General features: G+C 70.2%; 15 protein-coding genes. 8 read left to right on the forward strand and 7 right to left on the reverse strand.

Translation table 11 applies throughout. The annotated features are described in order from the left end of the window. Positions 1-192: 192 nt before the first annotated feature. The 5 genes from ABD817_RS25610 to ABD817_RS25630 form a co-directional block, all read right to left on the reverse strand. Complete coding sequence (locus ABD817_RS25610; RefSeq protein WP_344920685.1) at positions 193-1143, reverse strand: amino acid ABC transporter permease; 951 nt, start codon at positions 1141-1143, stop codon at positions 193-195. After that, positions 1140-1808 carry an amino acid ABC transporter permease gene (locus ABD817_RS25615; protein WP_344920686.1) on the reverse strand — a complete coding sequence of 223 codons (669 nt, stop codon included), beginning with the start codon at positions 1806-1808 and terminating at the stop codon, positions 1140-1142. The genes ABD817_RS25610 and ABD817_RS25615 overlap by 4 nt, the downstream gene beginning before the upstream one ends. Positions 1809-1868: 60 nt before the next feature. Further along, positions 1869-2666: a glutamate ABC transporter substrate-binding protein gene (locus ABD817_RS25620; protein WP_344920687.1), complete on the reverse strand. Its 798-nt coding sequence runs from the start codon at positions 2664-2666 to the stop codon at positions 1869-1871. A gap of 74 nt (positions 2667-2740) precedes the next feature. Further along, complete coding sequence (locus ABD817_RS25625) at positions 2741-3496, reverse strand: amino acid ABC transporter ATP-binding protein (protein WP_344920688.1); 756 nt, start codon at positions 3494-3496, stop codon at positions 2741-2743. A gap of 83 nt (positions 3497-3579) precedes the next feature. Further along, entirely contained in the window at positions 3580-4254 is a 675-nt protein-coding gene (locus ABD817_RS25630) for a Uma2 family endonuclease (RefSeq protein WP_344920817.1), read from the reverse strand. A gap of 174 nt (positions 4255-4428) precedes the next feature. Here ABD817_RS25630 and miaB point away from each other — a divergent pair, with 174 nt between their 5' ends. The 4 genes from miaB (at position 4429) to ABD817_RS25650 (ending at position 8439) form a co-directional block, all read left to right on the forward strand. Then, on the forward strand, positions 4429-5922 hold the full coding sequence (gene miaB / locus ABD817_RS25635) for a tRNA (N6-isopentenyl adenosine(37)-C2)-methylthiotransferase MiaB (RefSeq protein ID WP_344920689.1): 1494 nt from the start codon (positions 4429-4431) through the stop codon (positions 5920-5922). Positions 5923-6387: 465 nt separating this feature from the next. Beyond that, positions 6388-6924: a hypothetical protein gene (locus tag ABD817_RS25640; protein WP_344920691.1), complete on the forward strand. Its 537-nt coding sequence runs from the start codon at positions 6388-6390 to the stop codon at positions 6922-6924. Positions 6925-7113: 189 nt separating this feature from the next. Continuing rightward, positions 7114-7782: a class III extradiol dioxygenase subunit B-like domain-containing protein gene (locus ABD817_RS25645; RefSeq protein ID WP_344920692.1), complete on the forward strand. Its 669-nt coding sequence runs from the start codon at positions 7114-7116 to the stop codon at positions 7780-7782. Positions 7783-7911: 129 nt separating this feature from the next. Further along, on the forward strand, positions 7912-8439 hold the full coding sequence (locus ABD817_RS25650; protein ID WP_344920693.1) for a methylated-DNA--[protein]-cysteine S-methyltransferase: 528 nt from the start codon (positions 7912-7914) through the stop codon (positions 8437-8439). 39 nt (positions 8440-8478) lie between these two features. Here the strand turns inward: ABD817_RS25650 and ABD817_RS25655 are convergent, their stop codons facing one another. Next, complete coding sequence (locus ABD817_RS25655) at positions 8479-8817, reverse strand: antitoxin (RefSeq protein ID WP_344920694.1); 339 nt, start codon at positions 8815-8817, stop codon at positions 8479-8481. A 73-nt stretch (positions 8818-8890) separates the two neighbouring features. On the opposite strand from ABD817_RS25655, the gene miaA reads away from it, so the two are divergent. The 4 genes from miaA to ABD817_RS25675 all read left to right on the forward strand — a co-directional run bounded on the left by miaA (position 8891) and on the right by ABD817_RS25675 (position 14320). Next, positions 8891-9796: a tRNA (adenosine(37)-N6)-dimethylallyltransferase MiaA gene (gene miaA / locus ABD817_RS25660; protein ID WP_344920695.1), complete on the forward strand. Its 906-nt coding sequence runs from the start codon at positions 8891-8893 to the stop codon at positions 9794-9796. Between the two features lie 69 nt (positions 9797-9865). Continuing rightward, positions 9866-10672 (forward strand): diaminopimelate epimerase, encoded by an 807-nt coding sequence (gene dapF / locus ABD817_RS25665; protein ID WP_344920696.1) that lies wholly within the window; start codon positions 9866-9868, stop codon positions 10670-10672. Positions 10673-11012: 340 nt separating this feature from the next. Beyond that, positions 11013-13289: a tetratricopeptide repeat protein gene (locus ABD817_RS25670; RefSeq protein WP_344920697.1), complete on the forward strand. Its 2277-nt coding sequence runs from the start codon at positions 11013-11015 to the stop codon at positions 13287-13289. Between the two features lie 272 nt (positions 13290-13561). Next, on the forward strand, positions 13562-14320 hold the full coding sequence (locus tag ABD817_RS25675) for an SDR family NAD(P)-dependent oxidoreductase (protein WP_344920698.1): 759 nt from the start codon (positions 13562-13564) through the stop codon (positions 14318-14320). 135 nt (positions 14321-14455) lie between these two features. On the opposite strand, the gene ABD817_RS25680 is transcribed toward ABD817_RS25675, so the two are convergent. After that, a complete protein-coding gene (locus ABD817_RS25680; RefSeq protein ID WP_344920699.1) occupies positions 14456-14908 on the reverse strand; it encodes a peptidase inhibitor family I36 protein in 453 nt (150 codons plus the stop codon). Between the last annotated feature and the right edge of the window lie 178 nt (positions 14909-15086).

Below are 15086 nucleotides of genomic sequence, written 5' to 3' on the forward strand. Positions count from 1 at the left end.
ACGCTCGCGTCACCCGAGATATGCCGCCGGTGAACCGCGCGAGCCGTGAGATCAGGGGGAATGATGAGATGAGGGCGGTTGGCCCGGTCTCCGCCATAAGTCGGCCCGCGGAGGCTTTCCCCCACCTTCACCCACGCGGCACGAGGAAGGGCGGCCACCGGATCCGGTGACCGCCCTTCGAGCGCCGTGCCTCTACGGTGCGGGGGTGGGGGTTCCGACGCCGCCCTCGACCGCGGTCGGCGAGTCGGGCCGGGCGATCGGCTTGGCCGCGGTCTTCCTGCTGCGCCGGCTCCGCCTCTCCAGCCAGGTGGCGACGGCGCCCACCATCACGTTGATGATGATGTAGATGATCGCGATGACGATCACAGCGGGAATGATGTTGTTGAAGTTGGAGGGCAGCACGCGTGCCCCCGCGTTCAACAGGTCCTCGAACGACACGATGAAGCCCAGGGCGGTGTCCTTCAGGAGCACCACCAGCTGCGCGACGATCGCCGGCATCATGACCGTGACCGCCTGCGGCAGCAGGATCATCCGCATCACCTGGCCCGGACGCAGGCCGACCGCGAGCGCGGCCTCGCTCTGCCCCCGGGGGATGGACAGGATGCCCGCCCGTACGATCTCCGCCAGCACCGAGCCGTTGTACAGCACCAGGCCGATCACCACGGCCCAGAACGGCGTCACGGTGAGCCCGAAGACCGCGCTCCCGCCGAACATCACCGCGAAGATCATGATCAGCAGCGGGATCGCCCGGAAGAACTCGACGACCGCACCCGCGGAACGGCGGATCCAGGCGTTCGTCGAGAGCCGGCCGATGCCGAAGACGAACCCGAACGGCACCGCGATCAGGGCCGCGACCGCGGCCGCGCTGAGCGTGTTCACCAGACCGGGCAGGATCAGGTTGATCCACACGTCGCCGCGCAGGAACGGCGTCCACAACTCGGCGCTGAGCTGGTTCTTCTCGCCGAGCTTGGTCACCATCACGTACACCGCGAACAACACGGCGAGGACGACCAGCACGGTGAGCACGTTGTTGCGTATCCGGGCCTTGGGGCCGGGAATGTCGTACAGGACGCTGACGCGCTCGGAACTCTCGACGCGCCGCTTGCGCGCCGGAGGCCGCTCGACGGTGGTCACCGCGGTCATCGGACCACCGCCAGGCGCTTGGCCAGCCAGCCGAACAACAGCCCGGTCGGCAGGGTCAGGATCAGGAAGCCCAGCGCGAACCCGGCGAAGATCTGGATGACCGCGTCTCCGTGCGCCTCGAACAGCGTCTTCATGGTCAGGGACGCCTCACCCACCCCGATGGCCGCGGCGATCGTGGTGTTCTTGGTCAGCGCGATCAGGATGCTGCCCAGCGGGGCGATCACCGCGCGGAACGCCTGGGGCAGCACGATCAGCCTCAGGTTCTGGCCGAACGTGAGCCCGATGGCGCGGGCCGCCTCCGCCTGGCCGACCGGGACCGTGTTGATCCCGGCCCGGATCGCCTCGCAGACGAACGCCGCCGTGTAGGCGGACAGTCCGATGATGGAGAGCCACAGGTAGTTGGTGGACAGGCTCTCGGAGAACGAGACGTCCAGGACCAGGCCGAGGCCCAGCCCGCAGAACACGATCACCAGGGTGAGCGGGGTGTTCCGCAGGACGTTCACGTACGTCGTGCCGATCCCGCGCAGGACCGGCAGCGGGCTGACCCGCATGCCAGCGAGGATCGTCCCGAGCACGAGCGCCACCAGCCCACTGGCGAGGGTGAGCCGGACCGTCAACCAGAAAGCGCCGAGAATGATCGGGAATTCATCGAAGAGTGCCTGCACTCATCCCTCCAGTGGTCACAGGCCGGGGCGTCCGTACGCCCCGGCCGGGGTGTGACCGGTTCAGTAGCGCTCGACGGTCGGCGGGGTGGTGAAGAACTTGCCGAACTCACCGAAGTTGGCGTCGATCGCCTTCTTCCAGCTGCCGTCCGTGAACATCTTCTCCACGGCCGCGTTGACCTTGTCGCGGGTCGCCTTGTCCTCCAGCTTCAGGCCGATGCCGTACTTCTCCTCGGAGAAGGGCTGGCCGACGAGGCGGAACTTGCCGGGAGACTGGGTGGCGAAGCCGGCCAGGATCGTCGCGTCCGTGGAGATCGCGTCGACCTGCTTGTTCTCCAGCAGCGGCAGGCAGGCGCCGTAGCCCTGCTGCTCGGTGAGGAACCCGCTCTTCCACTCCTCGCCGAACTTCTCGACCAGGCGGGCGGGGGAGGAGGACCCCTGGGCGCCGCAGACCTTCTTGGTCTTGAGGTCCTCGACGCTGTTGATCGTGGTGTCGTCCACGCGGGTCAGGATGTCCTGGCCGGTGACCAGGTACGGGCCGGCGAAAGAGACCTTCTTCTTGCGGTCGTCGGTGATCGAGTAGGTCGCGATCACGGCGTTGACCTGGCCCTGCTGGATGAAAGATTCGCGGTTGGCCGAGATGGCCTCCTTGAACTCAATCTTGTCGTCCGTGTAGCCGAGCTCCTTGGCGACATACCGGGCCACGTCGACGTCGAAACCCTTGAAGGAGCCGTCGGGCTGCTTCTGCCCGAGACCGGGCTGGTCGACCTTGATGCCCACGACGAACTTGTCGCTTCCGCCGCCGCTGTCGTCACCGCACGCGGTCAGACCGGCCATCGCCGCCGCGGCTGCGATGACCACGGCTCCAATACGACGTACACGCATTCTTGCTACCTCGTTTTCCATCAGGGGTGGGTCAGGGATGAACAGAGCCGTCAGTGAGTGAGGATCTTGGAAAGAAAATCCTTGGCCCGGTCGGTCCGGGCGTTGGTGAAGAACTCCTCGGGGGTGTTCTCCTCCACGACCTGGCCTTCCGCCATGAACACCACGCGGTTCGCCGCGCGGCGGGCGAAGCCCATCTCGTGGGTGACGACCATCATCGTCATGCCCTCCTGGGCGAGGCCGATCATGACGTCGAGCACTTCCTGGACCATCTCCGGGTCGAGCGCAGAGGTCGGCTCGTCGAACAGGATCATCTTGGGATCCATCGCCAGGGCGCGGGCGATCGCCACGCGCTGCTGCTGGCCTCCCGAGAGCTGCGCGGGATACTTCGACGCCTGGGCGCCGATGCCGACGCGCTCCAGCAACTCCATCCCCCGCCGCTCCGCGTCGCCCTTCGCGATGCCGCGAACCTTGATCGGCCCAAGCGTGACGTTCTCGAGGATCGTCTTGTGGGCGAACAGGTTGAAGGACTGGAACACCATCCCGACCTCGGACCTGAGCTTGGCCAGGGTCTTGCCCTCCACCGCGAGCGGCTGCCCGTCGAAGGTGATGGTCCCCTCGTCGATCGCCTCCAGCCGGTTGATCGTCCGGCAGAGGGTCGACTTGCCGCCGCCCGACGGGCCGATGACGACGAGAACCTCGCCGCGGGAGATCGTCAGATTGATGTCCCGAAGGACGTGCAGGCTGCCGAAGTGCTTGTTGACGCCTTCAAGCACGACCAGAGGAGTCTTGTCCCCGTTCTCCGTCATGGTGGACAACGTAATTCTGTAAAGGGCACCTGAGGCTAACCCTGCGGTACCGATCAGATCACGGCATGCTCACGCTTCGATCGTCAAATCCTGCTCAGGACCTCGGGATCAACCCTGAAGGCGAACGGTTCCGTCAGGTTCACGGTCGTTCCGGTGGCGACACGATGGATGAGCTGGTACTCGTCGTTCTCGTCGAGGGCGTACGTGAAGATCACGGGAAGCTCGTCGGATCCCTGTCCCCGGAACGGGTTCATCTCGACGCGCCAGAAGTGGGGTATCCCGGCCTCCGCGTACTTCACCGGTTTGACGATCCGGTCCACAGCCGTGGTGGACCTGGAGACGATCTCCACGACGAGGTGGGCCCACTCCGGATCGACGATCTGGGCGCCGTCACGGATCGGTTTCCGTTCCACCACCATGACGTCCGGAATGACACCGGGTTTGGAGTCCAGGAGGAGTCCGGTGCCGGTGACGACCATCAACTCCTCGGGGGCGGCGTCTTCCAGGAACCGGCGCAGCCGGTCGCCGATCCACTGGTGCCGGGCGGATGGGGCAGGAGACACGATGAGGCTCCCGTCGATGAGCTCGTAGCGACCGCCGTCATCGCGGGAGTTGAGCTCGAACCATTCGTCGATGCCGAGTTCGCCGGGTGTCGCCCAGAAGCTCGCCACCGGGGCCGCGGTGCTCCGCGGCTTCTTGTGTGGCTTCTTGCCGGGCTTCTTGGCCTTCACCGGGGCCTCCGAGGTCTGCACGAGCATCGCCACCGTGGCTCACCACTCTCAGCTGTCGGTCGAGTCCTAATTCTCGCATGCGGCTTTGGAGCCCCACCTTAGCGAGTTCGTTGACGTTCGGTGACCAATTGATTACCCGTGGTTCGAGGAGGTGAGGGCGTACCTGAAGGTTCGGCGGAGCGCCTACCCTTGTGTCTTGAGATGACTGTCACCGTGGAGAGCGCCCGCACGTACGAGGTCCGTACCTATGGGTGCCAGATGAACGTGCACGACTCCGAGCGCCTGTCGGGCCTGCTGGAAGACGCCGGATACGTCCCGGCCGCGCAGGGGGAGACGGCCGACGTGGTCGTGTTCAACACCTGTGCCGTACGGGAGAACGCCGACAACAAGCTCTACGGCAACCTCGGCCACCTGCGCCCCTCGAAGGTGGGCAACCCCGGCATGCAGATCGCCGTGGGCGGCTGCCTGGCGCAGAAGGACCAGGGGGAGATCGTCCGCAGGGCACCCTGGGTGGACGTGGTGTTCGGCACCCACAACATCGGCTCGCTGCCGGTGCTGCTGGAGCGGGCGCGCGTCCAGCGGGAGGCCCAGGTCGAGATCAAGGAATCCCTGGAGACCTTCCCGAGCACGCTGCCGACCAAGCGCGAGTCCGCCTACGCCGCCTGGGTGTCGGTCTCCGTGGGGTGCAACAACACCTGCACGTTCTGCATCGTGCCCGCGCTGCGCGGCAAGGAGAAGGACCGCCGCCCCGGCGACGTCCTCAACGAGGTGCGCACCCTGGTCGACCAGGGCGTGCTGGAGATCACCCTCCTCGGTCAGAACGTCAACACGTACGGCGTGGAGTTCGGCGACCGGCTCGCCTTCGGCAAGCTGCTGCGGGCCTGCGGCGACATCGAGGGGCTGGAGCGGGTCCGCTTCACCAGCCCGCACCCGGCGGCGTTCACCGACGACGTCATCGCGGCCATGGCCGAGACGCCCAATGTGATGCACCAGCTCCACATGCCGCTGCAGTCGGGCTCCGACCGGGTCCTCAAGGCCATGCGCCGCTCCTACCGGGCCGAGCGCTACCTGGGCATCATCGAGCGGGTCCGCGCGGCCATGCCCGACGCGGCGATCTCCACCGACATCATCGTGGGCTTCCCCGGCGAGACCGAGGAGGACTTCCAGGGCACTCTCGACGTGGTGCGCGAGTCGCGGTTCGCCAACGCCTTCACGTTCCAGTACTCCATCCGGCCGGGCACTCCCGCCGCCACCATGGACGACCAGGTTCCCAAGGAGGTCGTGCAGGAGCGCTACGAGCGGCTCGTCGCCCTGCAGACCGAGATCTCCTGGGCGGAGAACAAGAGGCAGGTCGGCCGGACTCTCGACGTGCTGGTCGCCGAGGGCGAGGGTCGCAAGGACGAGGCGACCCACCGCATGTCGGGGCGGGCTCCCGACAACCGCCTGGTGCACTTCGCCCCCGGCGCCGATACCCCGCGTCCGGGTGACGTGGTGAGCGCCGAGGTCACGTACGCGGCGCCGCACCACCTGGTCGCCGACGGTCCCGCCCTGAGGCTCCGCCGCACCCGCGCGGGCGACACCTGGCAGGCCCGTCAGGGTGCCCCGGCCGGAGCCGGTTCCGGGGTCATGCTCGGCATGCCCTCGATCGGCCGCCCCGCCCCGCTCCCCGAGACCTCGGGCTGCTCCGTCTCCTGAGATCCTTTTCCTCCGGGATGTCCCGCCGGAAGCACCTCCCCGAGGTGTTCCCCGCCGGAGGGCTTCCCGGGGCGCCCTCCGAGCCGGTTTCCGTGGACGCGCTCCTTCCATGACCGGGACCGTGAACGGGGCCCGGGGCCGGGGATCCGGGGGCCGGGATCCCGGATGTCCCCGGAAATTTTCCTCCGGGCGGGGTCTTCCGGATGCCCTTTCCGAAGGCGCTTTCCCACACGACGCGAGTCCATGATCGAATCGCCGGAATCCCCGATGGGGACGGCGATCCCGGTGGTGCCACCGCTCCCGCCAGCGGCTATGCGCGTGCCGCCGTCGCCAGTCCCCTAACAGATGATATTTCGTGATTCACCCGTGATTGATGTGCAAGCATTTCCCTGCTGTGGCTACTGTGGTTCGGCACCCTCGGAAGCCGTGGAGGTTTCCCCCCGAGAGCCGCAGGGAGTTTTCCCCATGCATGTCCCTCCATCATCCCCGGGCAGTCCCGGAGAGCCAGAGATCCTCGCCGACTCCGTCGGCGAGCCCAGAAAACGTCGTAAGACCCAGCGGGGAAGCGGCCTGGCCATAGCCGTCTTCTCCGTCCTCGCCGCCGCCCTCCTGGGCGGAGGTGCCGTCTTCGCCTTCATGAACGCCGGAGGCGACGACCCCCGGGTGCCGTCGGCACCGGACAGCGCCCAGGAGGCGTCCCAGGAGCCCGAGCCGGACCAGAGCCCGCCGCAGGCCAAGGAGCGGAAGCCGGAGAAGGAGGCGGACGCCGCCTCCGGAGGCGGCGACACCTCCACCGGAGGCGGCGACTCCGGCACCGGCAGCGGCACAGCGGACGAGAGCGAGCCGGGAGCCGAGTCGGCCGCGGGGAGGCCCGCGGAGGACAAGCCGTCGAAGCAGCAGCAGAGCGGCAGCCCGCAGAAGCCGCAGGACACCGAGCAGGATTATCTGAACGACGGCCCTGTCGGCTACGTCCATCCCCAGGGGCCCATCGGCGGCTACTGACCCGGGACCGGCCTGCCGGACACGACCGGCACGCCGGGGCATGACCGCCCGCCGGGGCACGGTGAGAGGATCACCGTGCCCCGGCGCGTTTCCGGACCCCGTACGGCATCCGGTACGAGGTCCCGTACGACCGCCCTCGCCGCGAGACGCCGGAGTGGTTCCTGAGGAGGGCTCCGTTAGTCTGGCGAGGTGCTTGTCGCCGCGGCCGTGTGCCCGCATCCCCCGCTGCTGGTCCCCGAGCTGGCCGGGACCGCGGCCTCGGAGCTCGACGACCTCAGGACGGCCTGCGCGGCCGCGATCGGGGCGTTGCGCGACGCCGGAGCCGACGAGATCGTGGTGGTGGGAGGCGCGGACCGGACCGCGACGTACGGCGCGGACGCCGCAGGTAGCCTCGCGCCCTGGGGTGTCGACGTCCGGAGCGGAGAGGGGGAGCCCGTCCTGCCGCTGTCCCTGTCGGTCGGCCGCTGGCTCCTCGGAAGAGAGCGCCTGACCGCCTCGGGATTCCACGCGATCTCCTTCGGCGCGGCCCCGAGGGAGTGCGCGTCCCTGGGCGGACGGCTGGCGGCCACGGCCGGTCGCGTGGCGATGCTCGTCATGGCCGATGGTTCGGCCCGTCTGACCGAGAAGTCCCCCGGATACCTGGATCCCCGGGCGGAGCCGTACGACAGGGCGATCGTCGAGGCGCTCGCCCGCGCCGAGGTCCCGGCGCTCGACCCCGGCGAGGCCGCCGAGTTGTGGGTCGCGGGCCGCGCGGCCCTGCAGGTCCTCGGCGGGTGCGGAGGCGCCCTGCGCGGCGAGATCCTCTACGACGACGCGCCCTACGGTGTCGGCTACTTCGTGGCCCGATGGACGGATTGATCCCGCCCGGAATTGGTTACGGTGAGCGGGTGAGGACGGGCGCCCAGAACGGCTGACGCGGCGTACGAAGGACGGGCGCGACGCCCCGGGGGCCGGGGACGACGGGTTCGCGAAGGGGGAATGAGGCCGATGGCGGGGACCGTGGCGTTCGGGAGCGTTCCGACGCGGCTGGGGGACATGGTCGTCGCCGTGACCGAGGACGGCGTGGTGAGTGTGGGCTGGGGCGACCCGGCCCGGTTCAGGGCTCGCCTGCTCGAACGGCCGGGGCTGGAGGAGGTGGACGATCCCGGCAGGACGGCGGCCGTGCTCGGCGAGCTGGGCGACTACTACGCGGGCAGGCTGAAGGTCTTCGGGGTGCCGGTTGACTGGCGGCTGACCTCACCGGTACAGCGCAGGGTGCTCGGCACCCTGTACGAGACGGTTCCGTACGGGAGGGCGGTGACCTACGGGGAGCTGGCGGCCCGCAGCGGTACGGGGGTCCCGGCACGGGCCATCGGGTCGATCATGGGAGCCAACCCGATTCCCGTCATCGTGCCGTGCCACCGGGTGGTCGCGGGCAACGGGCTCGGCGGGTTCAGCGGTGGCGACGGCGTGGAGTCGAAGCGCTGGCTGCTGACCCTGGAGGGGTACCTGCAGCCGATGCTCGACTGGGACTGACCGAGACTGACCGGGGCCCGAATCGGCCCCGCCGACCGCCTACGGCCCGTAGGGCGGTGGTGTGGTGCCGGGCTGGCCGGGACCGGGTGTGGTGTCGTCCCGCCCGGAAGGCGTGGCGCGGCCCGGCGCGGGTGTCGTACCCGGCGGCGTGGTGCGGCCGGGCTCGGGTGCCGTGTCCTGCGGCGGCGTGGTGCCCGGCTCGTCGATCTTGTCGGCCATCTCCCTGGCCTTCTGCGCGGCGGTTTCGATGTTCCGGGCGTGCTTTCCGCCCAGCTTCCTCTTGGCGAACTGTTCCGCCTTGTCGATGCCCTGCTTGGCGAGTTCTTCGGTCTTGGCGTTTCCGCCCAGCATGTGCTTGACCTTGTCGAGGATCGACATGGTGAATCCCCCAATTCCGATGCGAGGACGCATCGCCTCTCATCCATACCCGGGGAGTTGGCAGACTTACCCCGTGCCTCAGCTACCCGTCATCGCCGTTGTCGGACCGACCGCGGCCGGAAAGTCCGACCTGGCCGTGGATCTCGCCCTCGAACTGGGGGGTGAGGTGATCAACACCGACTCCATGCAGCTTTACCAAGGAATGGACATCGGGACGGCGAAACTCTCCGTGGCGGAGCGCAGGGGGGTGCCTCACCATCTGCTGGACATCTGGGACGTGACCAGGGCCGCCAGCGTGGCCGAGTACCAGTCGCTGATCCGGCCGATCATCGACGACCTGCGCGCCAGGGAGATCGTGCCGATCCTGGTGGGCGGATCCGGGCTGTACGTGCGAGCCGCCCTGGACGACCTGGAGTTCCCCGGCACCGATCCGGAGGTCCGCGCCCGGCTGGAGGCCGAACTCGACCTGAGCGGCCCCGGCCCGCTCTACGAGCGGCTCCGCGAGCGCGACCCCAAGGCCGCCGAGACCATCCTGCCGGGCAACGGGCGCAGGATCATCCGCGCCCTGGAGGTCGTCGAGATCTCCGGGCGGCCGTTCTCGGCCACGATGCCGTCGTACGACGCCGTCTACGACAGCGTCCAGCTGGGGGTGGAGGTGCCCAGGGAGGTGCTGGACGCCCGGGTCGAGGCGCGGGTCGACCACATGTGGCGGGCCGGGCTGGTGGACGAGGTCAGGGAACTGGCCGCGCGCGGGCTCGCCGGAGGCCGTACGGCCAGCCGGGCCCTCGGGTACGCGCAGGTGCTGCGCTTCCTCGGCGGTGAGTGCACCGAGGAGGAGGCGAAGCAGGAGACGGTACGGGCGACGCGGAGGTTCGTCCGCCGCCAGGAGTCGTGGTTCCGCCGCGATCCCCGCGTGATCTGGATCTCCCAGCGGGAACCGGACCTCCTGGGCCGCGCGCTCGCCGCGATTCACGGCTGACCCCTCCCCGGACCGTGCCGGGACGACGGGGGTGGCGGGGGCGGACGCGTGCCTGGATAGAGTTGGGACATGCGATTCGCGAAGGGACACGGCACCGAGAACGACTTCGTCATCCTCCCCGACCCGGACGGTGAGCTGGAGTTGTCCGCGACGATCGTGGCGGCGGTGTGCGACCGGCGCGCGGGGATCGGCGCGGACGGCGTGCTGCGCGTGACGCGGACGAAGCTCAGCCCGGAGGTCTCCGGCCAGGCGGGCGAGGCCGAGTGGTTCATGGACTACCGCAACGCCGACGGCGGCGTCGCCGAGATGTGCGGCAACGGGATGCGGGTCTTCGCCCGCTACCTGGTCGACACGGGCCTCGCCGCGCCGGGGGAGTTCGGCGTCGCGACCAGGGGAGGCGTCCGGCGGGTACGGCTGGCGGAGACGGGTGACGTGACCGTCGACATGGGCGCGCCCCGGGTGCTGGGGTCGAGCCGCACGACCGTCGCGGGCCACGAGTACGAGGGTCTCCACGTCGACATGGGCAACCCCCACCTGGCCTGCGTCATCGGCGACCCGGTGGCCCAGCTCGACCTGAGCCACCAGCCGGCGTTCGACCCCGAGGTGTTCCCCGGCGGGGTCAACATCGAGCTGCTCAATCCGGTGGGCCCGCGCCGCGTCGTCATGCGGGTCTTCGAGCGCGGCTCGGGCGAGACGAGGTCCTGCGGCACCGGCACGGTCGCCTCGGTCGTGGCGGCTGCGCGGCTGGCCGGGGAGACCAGCGGCACCTGGACGGTGGAGGTGCCCGGAGGCACCGTCACCGTCACCCTCGACGAGCACACCAGCTACCTGGCGGGTCCCGCGGTCCTGGTCGCGTCGGGCGAGATCACGCTCTGAGCGGTACGCGTCCCCGGCCGCGCCGGGTCGGGGTACGCTCCGGGCGCCGCGCGTCCCCGTCGCGTCCGTCGTGGTCGCGTTCCGGGCGGCGTGCGGGATCCAGGTCCCCCATGACCCCGGTGGCGTCGTGCGGGCGCGGTGTGTCCGCCGGGGTCACGCTCCGGGGCGTACGGGTGAATCTTCCGTGACCCTCGTGGTGGCGCCGCGGGCCGCGCGTCCGGCGGGATCGCGCTCATCCGCACGTGCGGGGTCATACAGGGTCATACCGTGAGGCCCTGGGGGCGTGCGGGTTCGCCAAGCCGTTTGGGGCATGCTCCCCGACCTGGCAGACTGACGTCTCATGGACGTGGACATCTGGGCCTGGGTGGGCGACACCCAGCGGCAACTGCATGAAGCAGGTAACACCGGTCTGGCTATGGCGATCGGAGACGTGCCCGCGCAGGCGCTGGAAGGCCGGTACGCGCAGCTCGACGTGCTCGCGCCCGCCATCGCGCAGCAGGCGGAGAACCTGCGGCTGCCCTGGCTGGAGTTCTACGCCCGCTACTGGCACCTGATCGGCCGCGTCGGCGACCGCGCGCAGGGGACGGTCGCGATCGCCGACGCCGAGACACTCGTGGAGTTCACCAGGCGGGAGGACGTCCGCGAGTGCCCGTCCGTGCCCGGTGCCGTCGTGGCGCTGGCCATCGCGCAGGCGAACGCCGACGGTCCCGGTTACGCCGCCGAGCGGCTGGCCGCCCTCTCGGCCCTGGACGTCGAGCCCGGCTCGCTGGCCTTCGCCGCCGTCGCCGAGCACCACGTCGCGGCGCTGGTCGACGCGGGTCGTGCCGACGAGGCCGTCTCCCACGCCGAGACCGCGGTGGCGGCGCTGGGCGGCGCGGGCCGCGAGGCGAGCTGGGAGCTGGGGGCCGCCTCGGCCCGCGCGCTGCTCGCCGCCGGACGCCCCGAGGACGCGCTCACCGCGCTCGACGCCGCGACCGGCTTCAAGCCCGACGACCCGGTGGCCAAGCAGCACCGCGAGGGAGTGCTCCGCGCGCTCGTGCTCGCCACCCTCGGCCGGGTGCAGGAGTCCGTCGACGCCCTGCCCGACCTCGACGTGGTCGGCGACCACCCCCGTGTCTGGGTCGAGTGGTCGCACGCCGTCCGCGCGCTCGCCGGAGCGGCGCAGATCACCAACACCTGGCAGCTGGGCCGGGTGCTCAAGCAGTGGATCGACTACTTCGCCATGATGGGCGGTTACCGCGCCCGGGTCGAGCTGGCGCTCGTCGCCGGGCACCTGGCGGTCGCCCGCCAGGGGATCTGGCAGGCGCGCCTCCTGGCCGACCTGGCGGAATCGGCGGCCGGGGAGCTCAGGAGCCCCGGTGACGTCACCGAGCGGATCGCCGAGCTGCGCACCGCGGCGGACAAGGCCACCGCGCTTCCGGCTCCGGGCCCCACGGACGAGCTGGTCGGTTACTTCGACGCCGCCGACGGCTTCAACGCCGACCCCGAGCGCTGGGTGGGCTGGCTGACCCCGCTGTCCGGCCGTGACGTGGAGGCGACCCGGCGCCACACCACCACGCTGGGCTTCCTCGGCTACCCGGCCAGGGGCGCCGACATCTACTGGACCATGCTGGTCGAGTCCGGCGACATCGAGAGCGCCGACCCGCAGGACGCGTCGTACCTCAGCGGCCTGCTGATCGAGGCCCGCCAGGACGAGCGTCTGGAGCAGGTGGCCGAGCGGCTGCCCGCCGCGCAGCGCCACCTGGCCCTGGGCCGCCTGCACACCGCGCGGGAGCGCTGGGAGCAGGCGGCGGCCGAGGGAGAGGCGGCGGTCGCCGCGGGCGGCGGCATCGAGGCGGCCCGCCTGTGGTCCGCCGCGGTGCAGCAACTCGGCGACAACGCCAAGGGCGCGGGCATCCTGCGCGATCTCCTCGACTCCGGGGAGATCGAGCAGCAGGACATCTGGCGAATGGTCGTCATGGCGACGGCCGCGGAGGACTGGGAGACCGTCCGCCTGGGCGCCGCCAAGATCGGGATGCCGCTGCAGTCGAGCGAGGGGCCGATCGAGGAGGAGATGGGCCTGGTGCGCATCATCCTTCCCGCCCCCGACGGCAGCCAGCGCCAGGTCCTGAGCGTGCGCACCGGCCCCGCGACGGCGCGCCTGGCCATCCCCCAGCCTCCCGGCATGGAGTACAACGCCGGTGACCTGGTCGTCTTCGAGCCACAGCTGCTTGAGCCGATCCCGGAGAGCGCCGAGGAGCAGGAGAGCTTCGTCCCGCCCTTCGCCGCGGTCAGCATGCTCCGCCCGGGTGGCTACACCAGCTGGTTCTTCGACGGCGCCGCTCCCAGCCAGGCCGACTGGACGGAGTTCAACGACGTCATGGTCGAGCGCGGCTGGCCGATGTGGGTCTACAGCGACGACAACTACACCGTGACCCACCCGACCTCCGGCGAGCCGCTGCCCGGCGTGTTCGGCTGGATCGCGGTCCCGCCGGACGTGAGCCCGGTCGAGCTCGACGCGCTTCTGGACGACGCCACCGAGCGCTGGGTGCACCCGCTGGCCTGGCTCGACCTGGCCAAGGCCGTCGACGTCGAGGTGGAGCGGCACGAGCGGATCACCAAGGAGTACGGCCTGTAGGACGGCTCGCCACGGCCGCGCCCGGCGGCCTGTGGCGTCGTCCGGTCCCCGGCTGGGGCGGCCTGTGGTGTCGGCTGGCGTCGTCCGGTTCTCGGAGGGGGAGGGCGAGCCGCCTCCGAACCGCTCGGGGCCCGGGAAACCGTACCGTTCGAGCCGGTCGGGAACCCGTCCGCGGGACACCGCGTCGCCCGTGAGGAGACTCCTCACGAGCGATTCTCGTCACGGTGACTAGAATCTCGTTCGGCGCGTTGGGCGGACGAGGGAGGATCCGGATGCTGGAACGATTCCGGCTGGACGGCAAGGTCGCGATCGTCACCGGCGCGTCCTCGGGGCTGGGGGTCGCGTTCGCGAGAGGGCTGGCCGAGGCGGGCGCGGACATCGTGATCGGTGCCCGCAGGAGGGACCGCCTCGAGGAGACCCGCGCCCTGGTCGAGGAGACCGGCAGGCGGTGCGTGGCCCTCGTCACCGACGTGACCAAGCCCGAGGACTGCCGGGCACTGGCCGAGACGGCGGTGGCCGAACTGGGCGCGGTGGACATCCTGCTCAACAACGCGGGGGTGGGCTCGGCGGTCCCGGCGCTGAAGGAGACGCCCGAGCAGTTCCGGCAGGTCGTGGACATCAACCTGCACGGCACCTACTGGATGGCGCAGGCCTGCGCCAGGGTGATGAGGCCCGGCTCCTCGATCGTCAACGTCGGGAGCATCCTGGGCGAGACGACCGCGGGGTTGCCGCAGGCCGCCTACAGCGCCTCCAAGGCGGGCGTCGTCGGCCTCACCCGCGACCTCGCCCAGCAGTGGACGGGGCGGCGCGGCATCCGGGTCAACTGCGTCGAGCCGGGTTTCTTCGCCTCGGAGATGACCGACCAGTACGCCGAGGGCTATCTGGCCTGGCAGCTTGAGCACCGGGTGCTGATGAGGCGTCCCGGCGACCCGGCCGAACTCGTCGCCGCCGCGGTCTTCCTCGCCTCGGACGCCGCCTCGTACGTCACCGGGGCCGTGATCCCGGTCGACGGCGGGATCCTGATCACCTGATCCGGACGGTCAGGTCATATCCGGTCCGGTTGGTCGGAACGGTCACGGAGACCTTCTTCCCTGCCCTTGGAGCCCCTCTCCCCGGGGCCCGGATGAGCGGGCGTGCGGGGAGAAGGGGAGGGAGGACCGGAGATGTCAGGAGAGCCAGTAGACGGCGTCGACGCTGTCGTTGGTCTCGAACGACTCTTCCAGCGAGTGGTAGGGAGGCAGCGTGCGCTCCGCGCCCGCGTAGTCGACGAGCTGGACGTAGTAGCCGGTGTTGTTGATCCACGACGAGACGTTGTCCGCGGCGGTGGAGGAGCCGCCCACGCCGCCCGGCATCGGCACGTCGTTCAGATCGGTCGGGTAGCCCGCGGGGATGCTGTATCCCGGCCCGCTGAAGTCGTAGTCACGGTAGAGGCAGAGACTGTTGAAAGCGCATTCGGCGCTGTCGGCGAGCTGGACCCCTCGCGGCGGCAGGGCGGGGGCCCGGCGCTCGGCCGCCGGGGCGGAGGCCGCCGAGGAGGCCACCGAGGAAGCCACTGCGGAGGCCGCCGAGGCGGGACCGGCCCCGGAGGCCGGGATGAGGGTGGCCGCGGCGGTGGTCAATCCCGTCACGGTTCGTGCGAGGTGGGGATGACGCGATGAGAGTCGTCTCACGCGATTCCTCTCCGTAGCGAATTGCTCACCTAGTGTGAGCGCTCCTGGCCATTAGAGCACCGTCGCTTTACGGAGTCGATAGTCGCGCTGCGTGAATATCTGAGGGCGTGTGTTTCGGACGGGTCGC

The organism is Streptosporangium oxazolinicum (assembly GCF_039537505.1).
Classification (GTDB): Bacteria; Actinomycetota; Actinomycetes; order Streptosporangiales; family Streptosporangiaceae; genus Streptosporangium; species Streptosporangium oxazolinicum.